Genomic DNA, 19,290 nt, shown 5'->3' on the forward strand with positions numbered 1-19,290 from the left:
CGATAGGAGTGAATCATTACCTTAGCGGTAATCAGGTTGAGGGATTGCCCGACGTTGCAGGGCGAGACTGCGTATGGCGGGCGGTTGGTATTTCCACGATCAACGACGCATAGGTCGCACCTAACCCCACGCTGACCAGCATGACTTTATCGCCTGGGCGAACCCGTTGTTGCCGCATCAAAAAGTGCAGATTGATGAACGGATCGGCGCCGAAGCAGTGGCCGTAGTGGGGGACATTGTCGAGAAAGATTTTTTCTCTTGGAAAATCCAGCAATTGCGCAAGACGGTGCCACGACGACAGGTTGACGTTGTGCGGTGCGATCCAGTCAATCTGCCCGAGCGTCAGGTTCGCCTTGTCCAACGCCGCCAGCAAGTGGCGGCGGGTGAAATCGATGTAATGTTCACCAAATTCGGTGGTTTCCCGCTCGTCGTAGCCCTTCTGGATGCTAAACCGACCATCCTGGCCGGTATGGCGGCTCAGAATCGCGGGGCCGTCTCCCTGTCGGCTGAGCAGCACCGCGCAGGCGGCTTCGCCCATGAGTGTGGTGTCGCGGATCAACTTGACCCGTGGATGGAAAGCCTTTTCGCCGATCAGCAGCAGGCCATAACCCTCCGGCGACAACTGTTTCAGCATCCACTCGGCCGCCGTCAGCGGCGTGGCGCAATGCCCCATGGTCAGGCTGGCGAATTCCACCTGCGGCGCAAAACGTTGCAGCCAGTTGGGGGTCAGCGCACGTTGGTCGAAGGCCCGAACATCAGGCACGGTATGGCAGTGCGCCACATGGCTGATGGCGGCGAACGCTTGAGGACGTGAAGCTTGTAACTGCGTGATCACCGGCGTCAGCAGCTCGTCCAGCGTACCGTTCCCGCCGTGAAAGCGGCGCAGGCCGTAAAACCGGTCGAACATGCGGGTATCTAGCCGGCTTAATCCCACCTCTTGCGCTACCGTTTCCAGCGTGTGCACGTCGGGCGGAAACGCCATTTCGATCGCGTCAATATGTCCGAGCATGGCGGCAAACCCTAGGGTCAGGCTGGTGTTGGAAAAGGCGCGAACCGGGGTTATGCATCATGATGGCGACCCGGATCAGTAAAACAGCGGTAGGCGTAGGTTACAGGCCCGGCATCGGCACGCTGGCTGAGACGGAGCAACGGATCGGAAAGATAGAGTAACGCGCCGCCGGTTTCCCGTAAGGTCTGTGCCAGCGATTGTGCCGCTAAGGGGCGTTCCTGTACCCGAATGCCGACGCTGTGGCGAAATCCGGGGGCGGCGAACAGCAGGCTTTGCAACAACGGCGTGCGAAATTGCAGCGGCACGCCGCAATATTCATACAGCAGCGTTCCCTGCTTATGTCGTTCGTTAAACCGCCGGCACAGCTCAACCACCGCAGCAGCATGGCGGCCGGTGGCGTCGGCGAGCCTAGGGGTGTGCAGATACCAAGGCGCCCCATCTTGCGCCGGGTTGAGCGTAAGCCAGGGGTGCAACGATCGCACCTCGGACGGCGACAGCAGCGTCGCTACCGTGTCCACCGTTAACCGCCCGGCGGTTTCCTGCGCTGGCGTGAGTACGATATCGACCACGTTGGTTATCTCCGATAACCGTGATTAAGCAGGTGGATAAAGGTGGTGCCTTCGGTATATTCGAGCGCTTTCACATCGCGCCAGGCTTTCGCCAGCCGAGGACATTCCCCTAACGCCGCAGGCGGCGCGTGGTGAACCGCATTCATGATCACTTGTTCGGCGATGCGGGTGGAGACCACTTTGATAAGCCCAGCTTCGCGTCCGCAGGCCTCTCCTTGTTCAAATCGCTCGCAAATGGCACGCGCCTGCGCCATGGCGGCCTGCAATTGGCGCTGCGCTTTTTGCAGCCAGCCGCTCTTCGGCGTCGTCCAGCGGTGTTGCAACACCATATCAAGCGCGGAACGGGCAATCCCCAGCGCAATGGCGCCGACGCAGGGGCGCAGCGCGTCGAAGGTGATCAGGGCGGAGCGGGCAAAGCGTTCGGTTGGTTTCAGGTGTTGACCCAGCAACGCGCTATCCGGCAGGAACAGATCGTGAAAACGCAGGTGCGAGACATTGCAGCCGGGCAGCGCCACGATGGGAATACGTTCCGCCTCGATTCCTGGTTGATGGCGTGGCGAGAAGATGAAGACGTTAATGCCCAGCGGCCCCGGCGCGGTACGGGCAAAGAGCACGCCGGTATCGGCGATGACGCCGTTGCCGATCAGATACTTCTCCCCGTTTATCAGCCAGCCGCCGTCCACTTTAACCGCCTGCGTCTGCAATTGTTGGACATCGCTGCCGACGTTCGGCTCCGACATGGCGAAGCTGCTCCAGGTGAGCTCGCGGCTGAATTGCGAGAAAAACTCGTCCCGCTGTGTTTGGCTGCCGATGCTGTCCACCACCATCGCCGCCATGCCTGGGCCGGGGGAGGAGAACAGCAGATTAGGGTCGATATAGCCGAAGGATTCGTAGGCTTCGCAACGTAACGGCAGCGACAGGTTATTCAGCGCAACGCCGGCCTCTTCCAGCCAGCACTGCGGCCGGTAGTCGGCGGGAACGCCGAGCGTATTCAACATCGGCGCCAGCGAGTAACCGGCGGTGATGCGCGCTTTTTCCGGGTCGATATCGATCTGGCCGCCAAGATGGCGTCCTTCGTCGAGCGTGCTTTCAATCCGCGTTTTCAGCGGTTGCAGGAAGAGGGCATAGTCGGTCACGCGGTTTCTCCTTGCGCCAGCAGAGTGGTGCTGCCGGACATGATCTCCATGATGCCAGCTTCGGGTTTGTACAGATGGCTGGCCAACGGTCCGTCGGGATAGGCATGGAAAGGTCTGGTGAGCGCCAGCCACCCGCCGTGAATTAATTGTTGATACTTTTCGGCGAAGTCGTTCACCTCGAAGCAGATATGGTAGGGCAAGCACTCTTTGTGCGCTTTTTCCAGCATGCCGTTCAGCAAGCGGTTTTCCGGCAGCGGCTCCACCAGTTCGATCTGCATATCGCCATGGGCGGTGTTCATGAAGCTGACGAAAATCTGCTGGGCCGCGATCTTTTTCCGGTGTACGAGAGTCTGCGGAAAGAAGTGGGCCATGGCCGCAATGGTGGCATCGCTATTTTTGACGATGTATCCAAGATGGCTGAATTTCATGGCTTTTCCTTTGAAAAATACCGTTTTTACAGCCTAGCGGTTACGGTGGTTTTTTTTTATTCCTGATTGCAGGTCTCATCGTTGTTTGTAAATTGCCGCATCAACGCCTGACGATCGGTCTTGCCGTGCAACGTGAGAGGGAAAACGGCCGTAAAGTGAATGGTGCGAGGCACCATGTAGGCGGGCAGCCGACGCGCCAACTCACGCCGAAAATGCTCACGCCGGCTGGCATCATCGACGGCGAGATGGACGAACAGCACCAGCGCCGTGACTTTGCCGTGTGTTTTTTGCGACACCAGCGCCGCCTGCTGCACACCGTCAATCCGCTGTGCGGTGGTTTCGACTTCGCCGGTCTCGATACGATTACCTTGCCATTTGAATTGCCCATCGTCCCTGCCTTTTATGAACAGCTCACCATCAGCATTCAGGTACCCCATATCGCCGGTGTAATAGCAACGCTGTCCGCGCCACAACCCGAACAGCTGGTTACGGGGATCGTTTTCCGGCAGATACCCAGGGCTGATCTGCGAGCCGAACAGTACGATTTCGCCGACAGCCAGGGCCGGTAGGGGACAGCGTTGTTTATCCACGATCGCCATACCGTTGCCGACACCCGGCAGCCCAACCGTTAATGGCGGCGTATCCGGCAGGTTCTCCGGCGTCAGGATGGCGGCATGTGTCATACATGTGGCTTCTGTCGGACCGTAGCCATTCAGGATCTGCGCCTGCGGAAAACGTGCGTGGAGTGTTTTCACCAGCGACGGCGAGAGCATTTCTCCCCCGATGCCGATGAAGCGCAGATCGGGCAGGTGCGCCTGCTGAAATGGCGTCGCCATACACATAATTTCCAGAAAGCCGGGGGTGGAAAACCAGGTGCTGACCCGTCGCGTCGGTGGGGTGAGGATGTGCAGATTGGCGAGCGGGCGGATATTGTCGCGATGATTCAGCATGATGACGGCTTTTCCGACGGACAGTGCCAGAAAAATATCCATGACCCCCATATCAAACGACAGACAGGCATGGTTGACGTGAGCGCCGGGATAACGTCGGTGCACCAATGGGATCGCCCAGTCGGCCAGCGCACCGAAGTTGTCGTAGCTGATTTTAACGCCCTTGGGTTCCCCGGTGCTGCCGGATGTGGAGAGAATATAAAACACCGCATTATCGCGAGAGGGAGCGACGGGCTGTAATGCTTCATCGGTGCGGCAGTCCTGACAGCGAAGGATCGGCATGTGGTTGATGGGGAGCGGTAACGGCGGCTCGCATGCCAGCAGCACCAGTTGTGCGCCGGTCATGGCGACGATATTGGCGATACGCGGCGCGGGGTTGGCGATATCGACGAAGGTAAAGGCGACGGTCTCGAAGGCGCAGGCGATCATCGCGGCGGCGGCGTCCAACTGTTTGTGGCCGTAAATCATCACGCAGCCAGGCTGATGCCGGCGGATGGCATTACGCAACGCCTGGATACGTTCACCCAACTGCGCAAAGGTGTACTGGCCCTCGTTGGTGATCAGCGCGATGTCCTCCGGTTGGCGTAGAATCGCGTCGCGCAGGGGATTAAGAACCGACGAAAACATAACGTTTACCTCTGTTTGGGGTCTGTTCGGCAATCTGACGGCGATCGAGTTTGCTGTTCAGATTCAGCGTCGGGTCGTCAATCGGGTACCAGAATCGGGGGATCATGTAAGCCGGGACATGGCGTTGTAGGTAGGCTGCCAGCGCCGGGCAAATATCAACTTGATCGCTTAATACGAACGCTTGCAAGGCTTGCGGGATGCCTTGTCGCAGCCAGGGACTGACGATGACGTCCTGAACCTGAGGGTGTTGGCGCAGAAGATGTTCAATCTCACCCGGCGAGATGCGATAGCCCTGAATCTTCAGCTCGTCATCTTTCCGTCCATGGAAATAGAGCAGGCCGTCGCGCAGCGAACCCAGGTCGCCGGTGCGGTAGCCGCGAACGCCGTTGTGCGTAGTGAAAAAACGGGCCTGTTGCGACGCGGCGGCATTCAGATACCCTTCGCCGACAGCGGCGCCGCACAGCAGAATTTCACCGCGTCCATTCTGTGCCGCGGTGGTATCGATATGGATGCCGACGCCGGGGCGAGCACGGCCGATAGGCAACGGCGCCGGGTCACTCATCATCTCCGGCGTGATATCGCAGGCGGTGACGGCCACCGTGCACTCCGTCGGGCCGTAGGTATTGACGATGCGGCAACCGGGAAAGGCCCGCCACAGCGCGTCGACCATCTCTTTAGGCAGCACTTCGCCGCAAAAAATGAAGGTGTTGAGTTGCGGCAGGTTTTCCTGCCGAAACTGGCGATCCTGCAAGTAGTTGCGCACCAGGGAAGGGGTACTGACCCAGGTTTGCACGCCGGCTTCGGCGTGACGGGCGATCATTTTTCGGGTGTTGATGATGTCACGGTAGTCGAGCGTCGAAATCGGCTCAAGGTGAAGCCAGGCCAGCCACAGCTCGTAGAGCGAAACATCGAAACAGTAGCGAATATTGCCGCTGACGGCACCGGGGGACGGGAAGCGCCCTTCAATCCAGCGCACGAAATGCGCCAGATTGGGATAACCGATGCGAATGCCTTTGGGGGCACCGGTGGTGCCGGAAGAAAACATGATGTAAGCGGTGCCGCTGATGATGTTGTCGTGGCCGAAGTCCATTCCCATGCGGCGGCAGCGTTCGTTCAGTGACGGCGCGGCCTGTTCGCACAACGCCATTGTTACCGGGATAACCGGAATACCGCAGTCCGGTGCGGTTTCGTCGGTGAGGTTCAACAGTAACTCGGCCTGAATGCTATCGGCGATGGTACGTAGCCGGGCATCGGCGTTGTCGGTTTCCATCGGCACGATGGGATGGCCCGTCAACAGACAGGCCCAATAGGCGATCAGATAGACCCGGTTTTTGTGGCCGTACAACAACACCGGCGGCCGGGGAGTACGGCCGGCGGTCGCGATGTCCAGCTGTTCCGCCAGCGCCAACGCGCCCAGATAAAGCTGGCGATAGGTTAGACAGCCGTCGATGTGATGGTAGGCAATAGCGCTTGTCCCTTCAAAGCGGGCGAACAGGGTGATCAGCGGTTGCCAGGATGCGATCAGGCACAAGAGGCGTTGTTCTCCCGTTGGGTATGGATAAAACGGCACAAGGCTTCAATGGTGGCGATCTGCTCGGTATCCAGCGTGACGGGGTTGATCGACAGATCGTCCACTCGCTCTTCCAGGTACATCAGCAGCTCGATGAATACGCCGCTGGTGAAGCCCAAATCCCGCTCCAGATGGGTGTGCGGGCCGAGCTCTGACAAGTCATCGGTTTCCAGTACCAGGCCAATGGCGGCAACCACGTCATCGTAATAGAGATCCAGTGACATGCGTGTTACTCCGTCAATCCAGGTTGTAAGCGGGATGCCGCCGGTTCGGCGGCAGTACATTGCGCCTTCAACTGCAACCGGTTGATTTTGCCATTCGGCGTCAACGGCAACTGGTTGAGCAGTTGGAAACGATGCGGCACCAAATGCGATTCCATCTGGGTTTTGCTCCAGCGCGACAACGCCTTTTCGGTGATATCGCCGACAGTGACCACGCAAGCGACGATTTCGTCGCCGTAGATCGGGTGCGGCACGCCGAACACTGCGGCCTGTACCACCTGCGGATGACGGCACAGCACGGTTTCCACTTCTTTCGGCGCGACTTTTTCGCCGCAACTTTTCAGCATTTCGTCTTGGCGCCCGACGAAGTAAAGCAGGCCCTGTTCGTCCAGATGGCACAGATCGCCGGTATAGAGCACCTTTTCGCCCGGCAACAGGCCGGGGCGCAGTTTTTCTGCGGTTTTTTCCTGATTGCGCCAGTAGCCGCACATCACGGTCGCGCCGCGGATCACCAATTCCCCGGTGGCGTTGCGGGTGTGGCGTTGCCCTTGCTCGTCCACTACCCACAGTTCGGTATTGGGAATGGCGATGCCGACGCTTTGCGGGTGGCTGGCCAGTAACTCCGGCGGCAGATAGGTGCAGCGATGGCATTCCGTCAGCCCGTACATGGAGTAGATCCGCGCTTGTGGAAATAGCGCGCGTAACCGGCTGATATCGTCGGGGTGCAGCGCAGCGGCGGTGTTGGTCAGGGTACGAATGCCGCTGAAGTCGTAGCGCGAAGCGAAGGGCGCGATCAGGCGCAGCATGGTGGGCACAATCGGCAGCACGGTGGCCCGTAATGTCACCATCCGTTGCAGCGACAGCAGCGGGCGGCGGAAGTCCGGCTCCACAATCAGGGTGCACTGTACCCGCGTCGCCATGATCATCTGGTAGAGGCCGTAGTCGAAGCTCATCGGGATCATCGACATGATGCGGTCGTCGCTGCGCAATTGCAGGTAGCCGGCAACGGAGTCTGCGGCGGCAGTCATGTTGCGGCGACTGAGCATGACGCCTTTAGGATATCCGGTGGAACCGGAGGTGTAGATGATGCAGGCCAGATCGAGGTCGATGCCCGGCACGGCGTCATCCGGCACCGAAATGCGATAGGGCGTTTCAACCAGCGAAGCGGCTACATCGTCGTTGAACAGTACCTGTACGGCGCGGTTGTACTGTTGCCAGTGCTCGCTGCCGTAGGCGATGCCGATTTCGTCGCGCAGCGCCGTATCCGCCAGCACCAGTCGACAACCGGCGTTGTCCACCAGCCAACTGAGTTTACTGGCTCGGGTGTCTGGGTTGACCGGAATAAACACGGCGCCCAGATACTGCAATGCCCAGAAGCAGGTGATAAATGTCAGCGAGTTAGGCATGTAGACGATCACCCGGTCGCCGCGTTCTACCCCTTGTTGTTGGAGATATTCAGCCAGCTGCCGTGCCTGCAGGCGCAACATGAACCAGCTGATTTCACGGTCGGCGTCGATAACGGCCGCATGGTTGGCGGCCTCTTGGGCGGCCCGGTCGAGCCAGGCAGTGAGGTGGGCGGTTGGCGTCATGGTGCGTCCTCAACGAGTCAATACAGGGGAATGCGGGAACGGGTTCCGGTCGGGCTGGCAGCGAAATGCACAGGCGGTGAGATGACGGGCTTCCGCCACCACCATCAGGTAACGATTATCGGGTTGGGCGGCGGTTTTCAGGTAAACGAACGGCGCCGCGCACAGCAATGATTCCGCTACCTGCGCCAGCTGAGCGTCGCCGACGCCGTTTTGCAACGCGACGAACAGCGTAGCGCCGACCAGCAGCGTAATAGGCAGTGGGTCGGCATGCTGTTCGCGCACCCGCGCCAGCAGCTGGCGGACAGTCAGCGTCAGATCGCCGTCGGAGGCATAAGGCTGGCGATAATACCCCTCGTACACCAGGCCGTACGCCTGCGCGGGCGCGTGTTTTTCGATCAGGAGCAGGCTGCAGTTTTTGCGCGGCTGCAACAGACGCAACCGCTCGCTGGGATAAGGCGCCAGATCCTGATCGGCAATCATCAACAGGGCTTTTTGCCGGGAGGGATCGCCGGTGAGATATTCGTCGATGGCGTACAGTGCGAACAGTGGCGCCGCCAGGCCGCGATCGGAAATGGACAGCCCAAAAGCCTGACGCGCGCCGCAGGCGTTGATCAGCGCATTGGGCACCGCGCAGCCGATGTCGGTATCTGGCGTCCAGTGGGCGAACAGCGCCAGATCGATATCCTGTAGCAGATGACGAGCCTGAAGTTCCGGCAGCAGCGCCTGCATCATATGAACGAACGAGAGCTGGCCGCTGTTCAGCCAGCGGTCGAGCCATTCGTTGTCCGGTTCTTGAGTTTCGCCGTGAGAGAGAAAGAACGCACGCAGGTAGTCGGCCATCACCTCCTGACTGGAGTGCGGCGGCAGGTCGTCCTGGTTGGAGAAGGTGCGCCACACCATATTGGCCGGCTGGATGCATAGCGTCATGCGTCGTCCTTAACTGCGACAGTGGCAGCGGACATCAACGGTTGCGGGCGCTGACGCTCCAGCAGTTGTCGGGACGTTTCCGGCTGACGGATCAGTAACACGCGATCGCCGTCGACCATAATTTCCGCCGGATAGCCAAAACTGAGGAAATGGCCGGGCGAGGCGGTCAGGCCGTAGGCGCCGGAATGAGTAATGCCGATCAGGTCGCCGACCGTCAGTTCCGGCAGCAACACGTTGTCGCCCAGCAGGTCGGTCGGGGTGCACAGCGGGCCGCTGACCTGATAGCGCTGGGTTGGCCGCTGTCGATTGTCCCCCAGCCGGCGCAACGGAAAGTTTTTCCGCAGCATGCTGTTGAGGCCTGCCGCCGCGCTGTGGCAGTTGGCGCCGCCGTCGCACACCGCAAACTGTTTGTCGCCTGCGGTTTTCAGCGTGTTGACCCGGGTGACGAACATGCCGGCTTCCGCCACCAGATAACGCCCCAGCTCGATGATGATGCGGGTATCCGGCGCCTGCGCGCCGAAGTCGTCGGCGATGCGGGTCAGCGCGTCGCCCAGTTGCGGCAAATCCAGCGGTTGTTCCTTGGGAAAGTAGGGCACGCCAAAGCCGCCGCCGACATCGACAAAGTCCAGTGATAAGCGGTAGCGGTCGCGCAGGGCACGCGCCAGTTGCAGGATGTGGCGGGTGTTGTCGGCAATCGCCTGAGCGTTAAGGATGCGGGTGCCGAGATAAATGTGGAAGCCGCGCAGGGCGATAAACGGCCAGCGCGACAGGCTGGCGAGTGCCGCATGTGCGTTTTCCAGCGACAAGCCGAATTGGGTGGGTTTGCCGCTCATCACCAGTCGGGCGTGTTCGACGTTGAAATCCGGGTTGATGCGCAGCGCCACCGTTTGCACGCTGCCCGACGCCGCAGCCTGCCGGTTGATGGCATCCAGTTCGGCGATTGACTCCGCCACGATGGCGCGTACCTGCTTGTCGACGGCGTGTTCCAGCGCCGCGAGCGATTTGCCGGGGCCGACATACAACACGCGCTGCGGGGCGACGCCCGCCGCCAGCGCGGTCTCCAGTTCGGTGGGCGAGCAGACTTCGCATCCCGCGCCTGCCGTCACCAGCAGGTTGACCACGGAAAGGTTGGGATTGGCCTTCAGGGAGTAATAGATATCGATGTTCGACGGTAAACGCTGGCGCAACTGCCCAAACTGGCGGCGCAGCTGGCGTGCGCTGTATACGTAGAACGGCGTTCCGATACGGTTGGCGATATCGCTGACGGCTACGCCGTCTATGTATCCTTCATCAAAGCAGGGAACGCCCGGTTCGGGTTCATGCATGACGGGTTTGCTCTTGCAGGTATCGGGTCAGGCTGGACAGGTCGCGAAAGGTGTCGAACACGCCGTCGTCCATCAGATTGAACAGCTCGCCGGACAGGCCTTGCGTTTCGAAGTGATCGCTCAGTACGGCGATCAAACTGACGAGGTTGATGGAATCAAACAGCCCGTCGTCGCCGAACAACGGCGAACCCTGAAAGATATCGTTGATTCGGTGGTGATCGATGCCGATAACCGCCATTTTCTCACGTAGCAGGTTGTGAATGTTCTCCGCTTCGTGATTCACCAACGCCGGATGTGCCATGTGATACTCCATTATCAGTGTATTTGTTCGGAGTATAGCGATTGACTTCACGGCATTTTGTTTGAAATTGCACAACCGGCATTTGACGGGCGGTGGCCGCCCGTTAGTTTTAAAAACGGAGATAATCCTCAACGATCACGATGTTATCTCGATTTTTCTGACTGTTAACGAACGGCCGTCCGGCAGTGGCGATGCCTGTAGCGATCAGGCATTCGGCGTGTATCACCAGTATTTGTCGATTTCGCGGCGCAGCGCTTCGGCGGTGGCCTTGCCGGTTGCAGTCGCCAGCGCGCGCCCGGCGATCAGCGTTTTGGCGTTGATGCCGGCGAACAGGTGGATGTCTTCCGGCACGATACCGCCGGTGATGGAGACGTCGATGCCCAGTTCAGACAAGGCGCGCATTCGGTTCAGGTCGTCCGGCGTCCAGTTGACGCCTGCCAGTTCGGCATCTCGCGAGCGGTGGTAGATCGCCTGCTTGATGCCCATATCGACCCAGGTTTTGGCGTCGTCCAGCGTCCAGCGGCCGTACAGTTCAATCTGAATTTCGCCGTTGAATTCGTCGGCGACCTTCTTGCAGGCGGCGATGGTGGCGACGTGGGCGGCGGCGGACACGGTAATCCAGTTGGCGCCGGCTTCAAACGCCATGCGCGCCAGAATCGCGCCGCCGTCGGTGGTTTTCATGTCGCAGACCAGAATATGGTTCGGGTGCCGTTTGCGCAGAGTGCGCACGGCGGACATGCCTTCGGCGAAGGCCAGAATGGTGCCGACTTCGATGACGTCCACAAAGCTTTCCACGCTGTTGGCGATGGTAACGGCGGAGGCGAGATCGGTGGAATCGAGAGCTATCTGCAACAGGGGTTTGGTCATCATGTGTGATCCTTATTCAATGCAATAATGTTATAGCGCCGGGCGTCAGTGGCCCGTGGGTGCCTGCGGGCCGACTGCCGGGGTGAGACGTCCCTCCGGGAACCTCCCCCGGCGTTTTCCCGCTTCAATCACGTTTAACCGGCCGGCGAGGCGCGGGTTCTGTTTCACTGTTGCCCGTAGTAGGCGTTGGCACCGTGTTTACGGAAGTAGTGCTTATCCGATAGCGCCTGCTGAATGCGGATCTCGCGGTTTAGCGTGCGGGTGGAGAGCGCCATCGCCGCCACCTCCTCCAGCACCACGGCGTTGTGCACCGCATCGAACGCATCTTTCCCCCAGGAAAAAGGCGCATGGCCGGTGATCACCGCGCTGGGTACCGCCATCGGATCCAGATCGCGCTGGCGGAAGGTTTCCACAATCACGTCGCCGGTATGTTTTTCGTAATCGGTGTCGATCTCCGCACGGGTTAGCGGCCGGGTGCAGGGAATGTCGCCGTAAAAGTAGTCGGCGTGGGTGGTGCCGAGCGCTGGGATGTCCATCCCCGCTTGCGCCCAGACGGTGCCGCTGCGGGAATGGGTGTGGACGATGCCGCCCAGCGCCGGGAAGGCGTGATACAGCACCAGATGGGTCGCGGTGTCGCTGGAGGGGTTGAGCCCTCCTTCCACCGTATGCCCGTCCAGATCCACCACCACGATGTCGTCCACCGTCATGGCGTCGTAGCTGACGCCGGAGGGTTTGATAGCGATAACCCCTTGCTGGCGGTCGATCTCCGAGACGTTGCCCCAGGTAAACGTCACCAGTCCGTAATGCGGCAGCAGCAGGTTGGCTTCCAGCACCCGTTGTTTCAGCGCGGTAAACATACATACTCTCCCGGCGCGCGGCGGCGGCGCGCCTTGTCAAAAATGATCCGTCAGGCGTCAGGCCATTTGCCCCAGCGCCGCTTCAATCACGCGGTAGACATCTTCCCGGCTGCGGCAGGCGCGCAGTTTGTCGAGATCGACGCCGGTGTCGCTGTCGTCGTCTTCCAGCACCTTGGTGACTTCCATCAACCCTTCCATGTGTTCGTCGGAGGAGCTGCCGGCCAGCGTGACCAGCACATCCACCGGTTCATCTTCGCCGTCGAATTTCACCGGCGCGTCCAGTGTGACCAGCGCGAACGCCGTCCGGTTGACGCCGTTTTCCGGGCGGGCGTGCGGCATGGCGAACTGCGGAGCGATCACGATATAAGGCCCCATCTGTTCGATGCTGCTGATAATGGCGTCGTGGTAGCGGGGCTCGACGGCGCCGGAGGCGATCAGCATGTCGGTACCGAGCCGGATGGCGTCGCGCCAATCGGTCGCATGGGCTTGCAACAGAATGGAGTTGTTGTCGATCAATGATTGTTTGAACTTCATGAGGTGCTCCTCTGGTCTGCCCGCCATCCGGCGGACAGGGCGTGTGCTATCGGGCTGCCGTCGGTGGCGTCAGAAGTCGCCGGCGGTCAGTTTTTTCTGGATCAAGCCGAGCAGTTCATCGCCGAAAGAGTTCGGGTTCAGCATGTTTTGTACGCCGAGTACGAACTTACCCTCGCCCGGCTGCATTTCACCGGCCAGATGGCGGGAGGAGACGATGATGTCGGTGGTGGCCAACTTGGATTTGTAATCTGCGACGGCGCAGGAATCCATGATGTGCGGCACACCCTTTTGCTCTAGGTATTTGCCGATTTTCATTTTCATCATCATGGAGGAGCCCTGACCGTTGCCGCATACCGCCAGAATGCGGATGGCGCGCCCCGGCTGCATTGCGGCATCGTCGCTGTGCGCGGTGGTTTCCGGGAGGTCGGTGACGGCCGGAGCGGTGTGCGCGGCGGCGTCTTCTTCAGCGCGCAGGAGGCGGGAGGCGAAGTACATATAGACCCCGACGCCTGCCAGCAGCACAAAGAAGAACAGTGAGGAGGTGGACAACCCTTGCATGATGGGCGGGAACAGTAATGCCCAGTCGGCCATCCCCATCCAGGCGTTGAATTTGGCGCCGTGCAGCGCGAACAGGTGGATCGCCCAGGCGGAGCCCAGCACTTCGATGATGCCCATCACGAAGCAGATCTTCATCACCGCTTTCCAGCCGCCGAAGTGGTTGGCGAATACGCCGATGGTGGCGTTGGAGAAGAACATCGGGATAAAGCCGGGGATGATCATGATCGGCGCTTTGAACACCAGCAGCCCGACCACCGCGATGAACTGGCCGATGGTGCCCCACATGAAGCCGAATACCATGGCGTTCGGCGAGTAGGCGTAGATGGCGGCGCAGTCGATAGCCAGAACCGCGTTGGGAATAACCCGTTCGGAGATCCCTTTGAACGCTTCAGACAGCTCCGCGACGAACATGCGTACCCCCGCCACGATCACTTGAATGGCGACGGCGAATTTCAGCCCGGTTTCCAGAATGTAGATAGTCCAGTGGGTTTGCCCGGCCATTTTCTGCAGGTTGTCGAGCCCGAAAGAGAGCAGGATGATGCCGAAGAAGACGGTCATGACGATGGCGGTTGCGGTAATGCTGTCGTGGAAGATGTGCAGCCATTTCGGCAGTTGCAGGTGGTCGACGCTATCTTCCTTGTTGCCCAGTTTCGGCGCGACTTTGGTGGCGATCCAGGAGGCGACCTGCTGTTGGTGGCCGATGGAGAAGCCGGCGCCGCCGGTCACGGCTTCGGTGGCCTTGAACATGATGTTCGACGAGATGCCCCAGTAAAGCGCCATGATCACCGCCGAGTAGATGATGGTTTCCCACATCGACGCGCCCAACACCAGATAGAACACCGCCACCAGCCCTGCCTGCTGGAACATGATATGGCCGGTGAGCATGATGGTGCGGATGCCGGTGTAACGGCGGAATGCTACCAGCAAAATATTGATGCCCAGCGCCAGCAGCACTGCATAGCCGACCCAGGCGTATTTATCGCCCATGGTTTCCATGGTTGCCATCATGGTGGTGTAAGGGTCGATGACCGAACCGGTGAGATGGTGATACTCGGAAATCTTGTCGATGACCGGTTTGAAACCGGCAACCAGCGTGCCGGAGCCCACCTGTACCAGCATAAAGCCGACGATGGTTTTGGTGGTACCTTTGATGACTGTCGTCGTATCGCGCCGCAGCAGCAGATAGCCGATACACGTGACCAAACCGAGCAGCAGCGGCGCTTTGGTCATGACCTGGCTGTAGAAGATGTAAAAAATGCTATATAGGGTTTCCATAATGATGCTCCGTCAAATGAGGACACCTCATTGCTCATGGATCAGTGGTGACGTTTCGCCGTTTGTTCTTGATGTGCTTCTCCGCGCTGTGTCTGCATTCCTTTTCGCGCCGTCACATTAACAATCACAAGTAATCATAAAAAGTCATTAATTGATTTTATGTGAGAGCGATCCCGTTCGTGAATCGACACGAGTGATGGTGATCAAGATTTTTTTTCGCCGTATATGACCGAAGTTCACCGATCTGGTTGGCGAGCCTGGGTGAGTTCTTTTATTATTGATTGATTTTATCTCATTGATATTTATTTGTTTAAATTCTTTTTCATCCCAAGTGACGGGAATTATTTCTACCGTAATCACAAAACGCTCATAGAAATCATTGATAATCATTTTTGTGATTGTTATATTCACGACGAATCAAAAGCGCTCACGGTCTGATAACGGGCCGATGCCGCACCGTCTTCCAATCAAGAAGGGTTTATCCGATGAGCAAGATAGATGAAATTACCCGTGAGTCCTGGATCCTCAGTACGTTTCCCGAGTGGGGAACCTGGCTGAATGAAGAAATCGAGCAGGAACAGGTGGCGCCGGGAACCTTTGCTATGTGGTGGCTGGGGTGTACCGGCATCTGGTTGAAGTCCGCCGGTGATACCAACATCTCTATCGATTTCTGGTGCGGCACCGGCAAGAAGACCCACGCCAATCCCTTTATGAAGCAACAACACCAGATGATGCGGATGGGGGGCGTGCGTAAGTTGCAGCCAAACCTGCGCACCTCGCCGTTTGTGCTCGACCCGTTCGGCATCAAGAAAATCGATGCGGTGCTGGCGACGCACGATCACGCCGACCATATCGACGTCAACGTCGCGGCGGCGGTGCTGCAAAACTGCGGCAAGCATGTGAAATTCATCGGCCCGCAGGCCTGTGTGGATCTGTGGACCCGCTGGGGCGTACCTGCCGAACGCTGCATCGTCGCCCGCGTGGGGGATGAAATTCCGGTGGGGGATATCACCATTAAGGTGCTCGACGCTTTTGACCGCACTGCGCTGGTGACGCTGCCGGAAGGGGTGTCGTCGCGTGACAAAAACATACTGGACGGCATGGACGACCGGGCGGTGAACTATCTGGTGAAAACTTCCGGCGGCAATCTCTATCATTCCGGTGATTCCCACTACTCCAACTACTTCGCCCGTCACGGCAATGAATACCGCGTTGACGTGGCATTGCTCTCCTACGGCGAAAACCCGCGCGGCGTGACCGACAAGATGACCGCATCCGACATTCTGCGCGCCGGAGAATCACTCAATGCGCAAGTGGTGATCCCGTTCCATCACGATATCTGGGCCAACTTCCAGAGCGACCCGCGTGAGATTGAAGTGCTGTGGCAGATGAAGAAAGACCGTCTGAACTACGGTTTCCGGCCGTTCTTCTGGCAGGTGGGCGGCAAATACACCTTCCCGACCGACCAGACGAAGATGCATTACCAGCATCCGCGCGGCTTTGACGATATCTTCATCGACGAACCGGAACTGCCGTACAAGTCCTTCCTGTAAGGGCTCACGGCGATACGGCGGGCGTGCCGGTTTAGGCGCCCCGCCGTGCGAAAAACAGCGCTGAAAGGGGGCGACAGTGAACTATCGCGTATTGGCGTTGGATCTGGATGGCACCACGCTGACCAGCGACCACCGGATCCTGCCGCCGGTGAGGGCGGCTATCGCAAGCATCCGCGATCGGGTGACGGTGCTGTTGGTGACTGGGCGGCATCACACGGCGGCGCGTCCGTATCACCATGAACTGGGGCTCTCGACGCCCATCATCTGCTGCAACGGTACCTATGTGTATGACTACCGCACGCAGAGCGTGCTGGCGGCCGATGCCATCGGGCATGACGTCGCCCGCGATTTTCTGGCGCTGGCCGCCGGGCACGGATTGAACCTGGTGATGTACGTGACTGACCGTATGGTCTATTCCGCCGGCCGACCGATCGACTATATGCAGGTACTGGAGCGTTGGGCGCAGCAGTTTCCGACGGCGATTCGCCCGTCGATTGCCCGCGTGGCGTCGTTTGACGACGAACTGGCGTCACAAAGCCACGTCTGGAAGTTTGTGGTGGAGGGCGATATCGAACGTGTCGAGGCCTTCGCCCGGCTGCCGTGGGTTCAAGAACATTTCAACGGCGAAAAATCCTGGCACAACCGCATCGATTTTGCCCGGCGCGGCAACACCAAGGGCAGCCGTTTGGCGGCGTTTCTCGCCCAGCATGCGATCGACCCTGCCGAGGTGGTGGCGATCGGCGACAACCATAACGATATCTCGATGTTGCAACTGGCCGGGCTCGGCGTGGCGATGGCCAATGCCGACGACGCAGTGAAACAGGCGGCGGATGTCGTGACCGAAGACAGCAATGACGGGTTGGGCATCCAGGAGGTGCTGCACCGCTATTTCGGCGCGTGAAGACCGGGCCTATCGGGACATTCAACAACAGGGGACGCTATGCACAATTTCGATAAACCTTTTCGGCTGGGGCTGTATGAGAAAGCCATGCCCGCCGCGTTGAGCTGGGAAGAAAAAATTCAGGTCGCCAGGGAGCTGGGGTTCGATTTCATCGAGATCTCCGTGGATGAATCCGACGAGCGGCTGCGCCGGCTCGATTGGCCCGACGAGGACATCTACCGGTTACGCCATCTGTGCGAGCATTACGGCATGCCGTTGCAGTCGATGTGCCTGAGCGCGCACCGTCGGTTTCCGTTTGGTTCCGAAGACGAAGCGGTGCGGCGCGAAGCCTATCTGATCATGGAAAAAGCCATCAATCTGGCTTACAAGCTGGGCATTCGTTGCATCCAGCTTGCCGGCTACGATGTCTACTACGAACCGCAAAGCGAGGCGACGCATCGGCGTTTTATCGAGGGGATGAAAGCCGCGACTAAAATGGCGGAGCGAGCCGGAGTGATGCTGGGTGTGGAGATCATGGATACGCCGTATCTCAATTCGCTCAGCAAGTTCGAAGTCTTGAAGAAAGCCATTCCATCGCCTTATTTCATGGCCTATCCCGATGTGGGCAATATCACCGGCTGGAACTACGATACCTGTACCGAGCTGAAACTCAGCAGTGAGCATATTGTGCAAATCCATCTTAAGGACACGCTGAAGGTGTCTGCGCAGAGCAAAGGGCAATTTCGCGATCTGGTGATCGGCGAAGGGCAGGTGGATTTTCCGGCCATTTTCCGCACGTTGGCGGAGATGCAGTACAACGGGCCGATGGTGGTGGAAATGTGGGCGCAGGACGAACAGTGGGCCAGCAATCTGCGGTTGGCGAAATCCCGACTGGTGACGATGGGGCGGCAGGCGGGGCTGGCGCTGGCCTGATGTTGTCGCGGGACAGATGTGGTTGATGGCGGCTTTTATTCCTGCTATGAGCGTTATACAATCATAAATCGTCAATAATAATCATTAACCGGGCATCCCATGACAGAAGCACAGCGCCATAACGCCATTATTGAGCTCCTCCAGCAGAAACGTCAGATGACGGTCGCCGGGCTGATGCAGGCATTCGATATCTCGCCGGCTACCGCGCGACGCGATATCAACAAACTCAATGAATCCGGCAAGCTGCGTAAAGTGCGTAACGGCGCCGAAGCGCTGGCGCAGAAAAAGGCCTTCTGGTCGCCGCTCAATATCCATCAGGCGTCCAACCACGACGAGAAGGTGCGCATCGTGCAAGCCGCCGCCGCGCTGGTGCGTCCGGGCGAGAGCGCCGTCATTAACTGCGGTTCCACCGCGTTCCTGCTGGGCCAGGAAATTTGCGGCCAGGACGTGCAGGTCATCACCAACTATTTTCCGCTGGCCAACTATCTGATCGAAGCAGAACACGACGGCGTGGTGATCATCGGCGGCCAATACAATAAATCCCAGTCCATCACGTTGGCGCCGCAGGACGAGATTTCATCCCTGTATGCCGGGCACTGGATGTTCACCAGCGGTAAAGGGCTGACCGCCGATGGGTTGTATAAGATGGATATGCTGACCGCGATGGCGGAACAAAAGATGCTGGATCACGTCGGCAAACTGGTGGTGCTGACCGACAGCAGCAAGGTGGGGCAACGCGCCGGTATGCTGTTCTGCCCGGCGGAACGTATTGATGTGGTGATCACCGGCCGGGATGCTGACCCGGTGGTGGTGCAGCAGCTGCGGGATAAAGGCGTCGATGTGCGGTTGGTATAGCCGCAACCAGCCGTAGGGGCTGGCAGGGGAAAATGTCATCGCTCACTGTTGCAGTTTTAAATAGCCTGCGCATCCGTTAATACGGTCGTTTTTTGTGATGCAACGAACGGCTGGCTGGAATAAAAAAAGGAGCCAAACATGAGTTTGGCTCCTTTTTTATCTTATTTTCCCTGATGTTGATTGATAACGATCTGACATGGGTGAGTATTTTTTTGTATTACATTTATCCCGTCATATTTCACGTTGCAGGTGTGTTGGCTATGTTACTCGGCCCATCAATGGGCCTCGCCCTTCGGGCCGCTGCAAGCAGCGTTCAAAGAGGCATA

General features: G+C 58.9%; 19 protein-coding genes. 4 read left to right on the top strand and 15 right to left on the bottom strand.

The genetic code is table 11. From position 1 onward, the window contains the following. Window positions 1–31: 31 nt before the first annotated feature. The 15 genes from HEP82_RS00785 to HEP82_RS00860 form a co-directional block, all read right to left on the bottom strand. Window positions 32–1,009, bottom strand: a complete 978-nt coding sequence (locus HEP82_RS00785; protein ID WP_192456346.1) for a 3-oxoacyl-[acyl-carrier-protein] synthase III C-terminal domain-containing protein — start codon at window positions 1,007–1,009, stop codon at window positions 32–34. A 50-nt stretch (window positions 1,010–1,059) separates the two neighbouring features. Next, window positions 1,060–1,578, bottom strand: coding sequence for a hypothetical protein (locus HEP82_RS00790; RefSeq protein ID WP_192456347.1), 519 nt, complete (start codon window positions 1,576–1,578; stop codon window positions 1,060–1,062). Between the two features lie 5 nt (window positions 1,579–1,583). After that, on the bottom strand, window positions 1,584–2,714 hold the full coding sequence (locus tag HEP82_RS00795; protein WP_192456348.1) for an acyl-CoA dehydrogenase family protein: 1,131 nt from the start codon (window positions 2,712–2,714) through the stop codon (window positions 1,584–1,586). Beyond that, window positions 2,711–3,142, bottom strand: a complete 432-nt coding sequence (locus HEP82_RS00800; protein ID WP_192456349.1) for a VOC family protein — start codon at window positions 3,140–3,142, stop codon at window positions 2,711–2,713. The genes HEP82_RS00795 and HEP82_RS00800 overlap by 4 nt, the downstream gene beginning before the upstream one ends. Window positions 3,143–3,198: 56 nt before the next feature. After that, entirely contained in the window at window positions 3,199–4,719 is a 1,521-nt protein-coding gene (locus tag HEP82_RS00805) for an AMP-binding protein (RefSeq protein WP_192456350.1), read from the bottom strand. Further along, on the bottom strand, window positions 4,700–6,250 hold the full coding sequence (locus HEP82_RS00810) for an AMP-binding protein (protein WP_225622249.1): 1,551 nt from the start codon (window positions 6,248–6,250) through the stop codon (window positions 4,700–4,702). The genes HEP82_RS00805 and HEP82_RS00810 overlap by 20 nt, the downstream gene beginning before the upstream one ends. Next, window positions 6,241–6,513, bottom strand: a complete 273-nt coding sequence (locus HEP82_RS00815) for an acyl carrier protein (RefSeq protein ID WP_192456351.1) — start codon at window positions 6,511–6,513, stop codon at window positions 6,241–6,243. The genes HEP82_RS00810 and HEP82_RS00815 overlap by 10 nt, the downstream gene beginning before the upstream one ends. A gap of 5 nt (window positions 6,514–6,518) precedes the next feature. Further along, the gene (locus HEP82_RS00820; protein ID WP_192456352.1) at window positions 6,519–8,099 is read right to left on the bottom strand and encodes a class I adenylate-forming enzyme family protein; all 1,581 of its coding nucleotides are present in this window, start codon (window positions 8,097–8,099) and stop codon (window positions 6,519–6,521) included. A gap of 9 nt (window positions 8,100–8,108) precedes the next feature. Continuing rightward, window positions 8,109–9,026, bottom strand: a complete 918-nt coding sequence (locus tag HEP82_RS00825; RefSeq protein WP_225622250.1) for a hypothetical protein — start codon at window positions 9,024–9,026, stop codon at window positions 8,109–8,111. Beyond that, a complete protein-coding gene (gene lysA, locus HEP82_RS00835) occupies window positions 9,023–10,351 on the bottom strand; it encodes a diaminopimelate decarboxylase (RefSeq protein WP_192456355.1) in 1,329 nt (442 codons plus the stop codon). Before lysA ends, HEP82_RS00825 begins: the two co-directional genes overlap by 4 nt. Next, window positions 10,344–10,652, bottom strand: a complete 309-nt coding sequence (locus HEP82_RS00840; protein WP_012763756.1) for a hypothetical protein — start codon at window positions 10,650–10,652, stop codon at window positions 10,344–10,346. The genes lysA and HEP82_RS00840 overlap by 8 nt, the downstream gene beginning before the upstream one ends. Window positions 10,653–10,874: 222 nt before the next feature. Continuing rightward, window positions 10,875–11,519, bottom strand: coding sequence for a 3-keto-L-gulonate-6-phosphate decarboxylase UlaD (locus HEP82_RS00845; RefSeq protein WP_192456602.1), 645 nt, complete (start codon window positions 11,517–11,519; stop codon window positions 10,875–10,877). 164 nt (window positions 11,520–11,683) lie between these two features. Next, window positions 11,684–12,376, bottom strand: coding sequence for an L-ribulose-5-phosphate 4-epimerase (locus HEP82_RS00850; RefSeq protein WP_192456356.1), 693 nt, complete (start codon window positions 12,374–12,376; stop codon window positions 11,684–11,686). 57 nt (window positions 12,377–12,433) lie between these two features. Further along, complete coding sequence (locus HEP82_RS00855; protein WP_192456357.1) at window positions 12,434–12,910, bottom strand: PTS sugar transporter subunit IIA; 477 nt, start codon at window positions 12,908–12,910, stop codon at window positions 12,434–12,436. Between the two features lie 69 nt (window positions 12,911–12,979). Beyond that, a complete protein-coding gene (locus tag HEP82_RS00860) occupies window positions 12,980–14,743 on the bottom strand; it encodes a PTS ascorbate-specific subunit IIBC (RefSeq protein ID WP_192456358.1) in 1,764 nt (587 codons plus the stop codon). Window positions 14,744–15,228: 485 nt separating this feature from the next. Here HEP82_RS00860 and ulaG point away from each other — a divergent pair, with 485 nt between their 5' ends. The 4 genes from ulaG to ulaR all read left to right on the top strand — a co-directional run bounded on the left by ulaG (window position 15,229) and on the right by ulaR (window position 18,964). Then, the gene (gene ulaG / locus HEP82_RS00865) at window positions 15,229–16,296 is read left to right on the top strand and encodes an L-ascorbate 6-phosphate lactonase (RefSeq protein WP_192456359.1); all 1,068 of its coding nucleotides are present in this window, start codon (window positions 15,229–15,231) and stop codon (window positions 16,294–16,296) included. Between the two features lie 76 nt (window positions 16,297–16,372). Then, window positions 16,373–17,197, top strand: coding sequence for a Cof-type HAD-IIB family hydrolase (locus tag HEP82_RS00870; RefSeq protein ID WP_192456360.1), 825 nt, complete (start codon window positions 16,373–16,375; stop codon window positions 17,195–17,197). A gap of 39 nt (window positions 17,198–17,236) precedes the next feature. Further along, the gene (locus HEP82_RS00875) at window positions 17,237–18,109 is read left to right on the top strand and encodes an L-ribulose-5-phosphate 3-epimerase (RefSeq protein ID WP_192456361.1); all 873 of its coding nucleotides are present in this window, start codon (window positions 17,237–17,239) and stop codon (window positions 18,107–18,109) included. Between the two features lie 99 nt (window positions 18,110–18,208). Continuing rightward, on the top strand, window positions 18,209–18,964 hold the full coding sequence (gene ulaR / locus HEP82_RS00880) for an HTH-type transcriptional regulator UlaR (protein WP_192456362.1): 756 nt from the start codon (window positions 18,209–18,211) through the stop codon (window positions 18,962–18,964). Window positions 18,965–19,290 lie beyond the last annotated feature (326 nt).

This window comes from Musicola keenii, assembly GCF_014855505.1.
Classification (GTDB): Bacteria; Pseudomonadota; Gammaproteobacteria; order Enterobacterales; family Enterobacteriaceae; genus Musicola; species Musicola paradisiaca.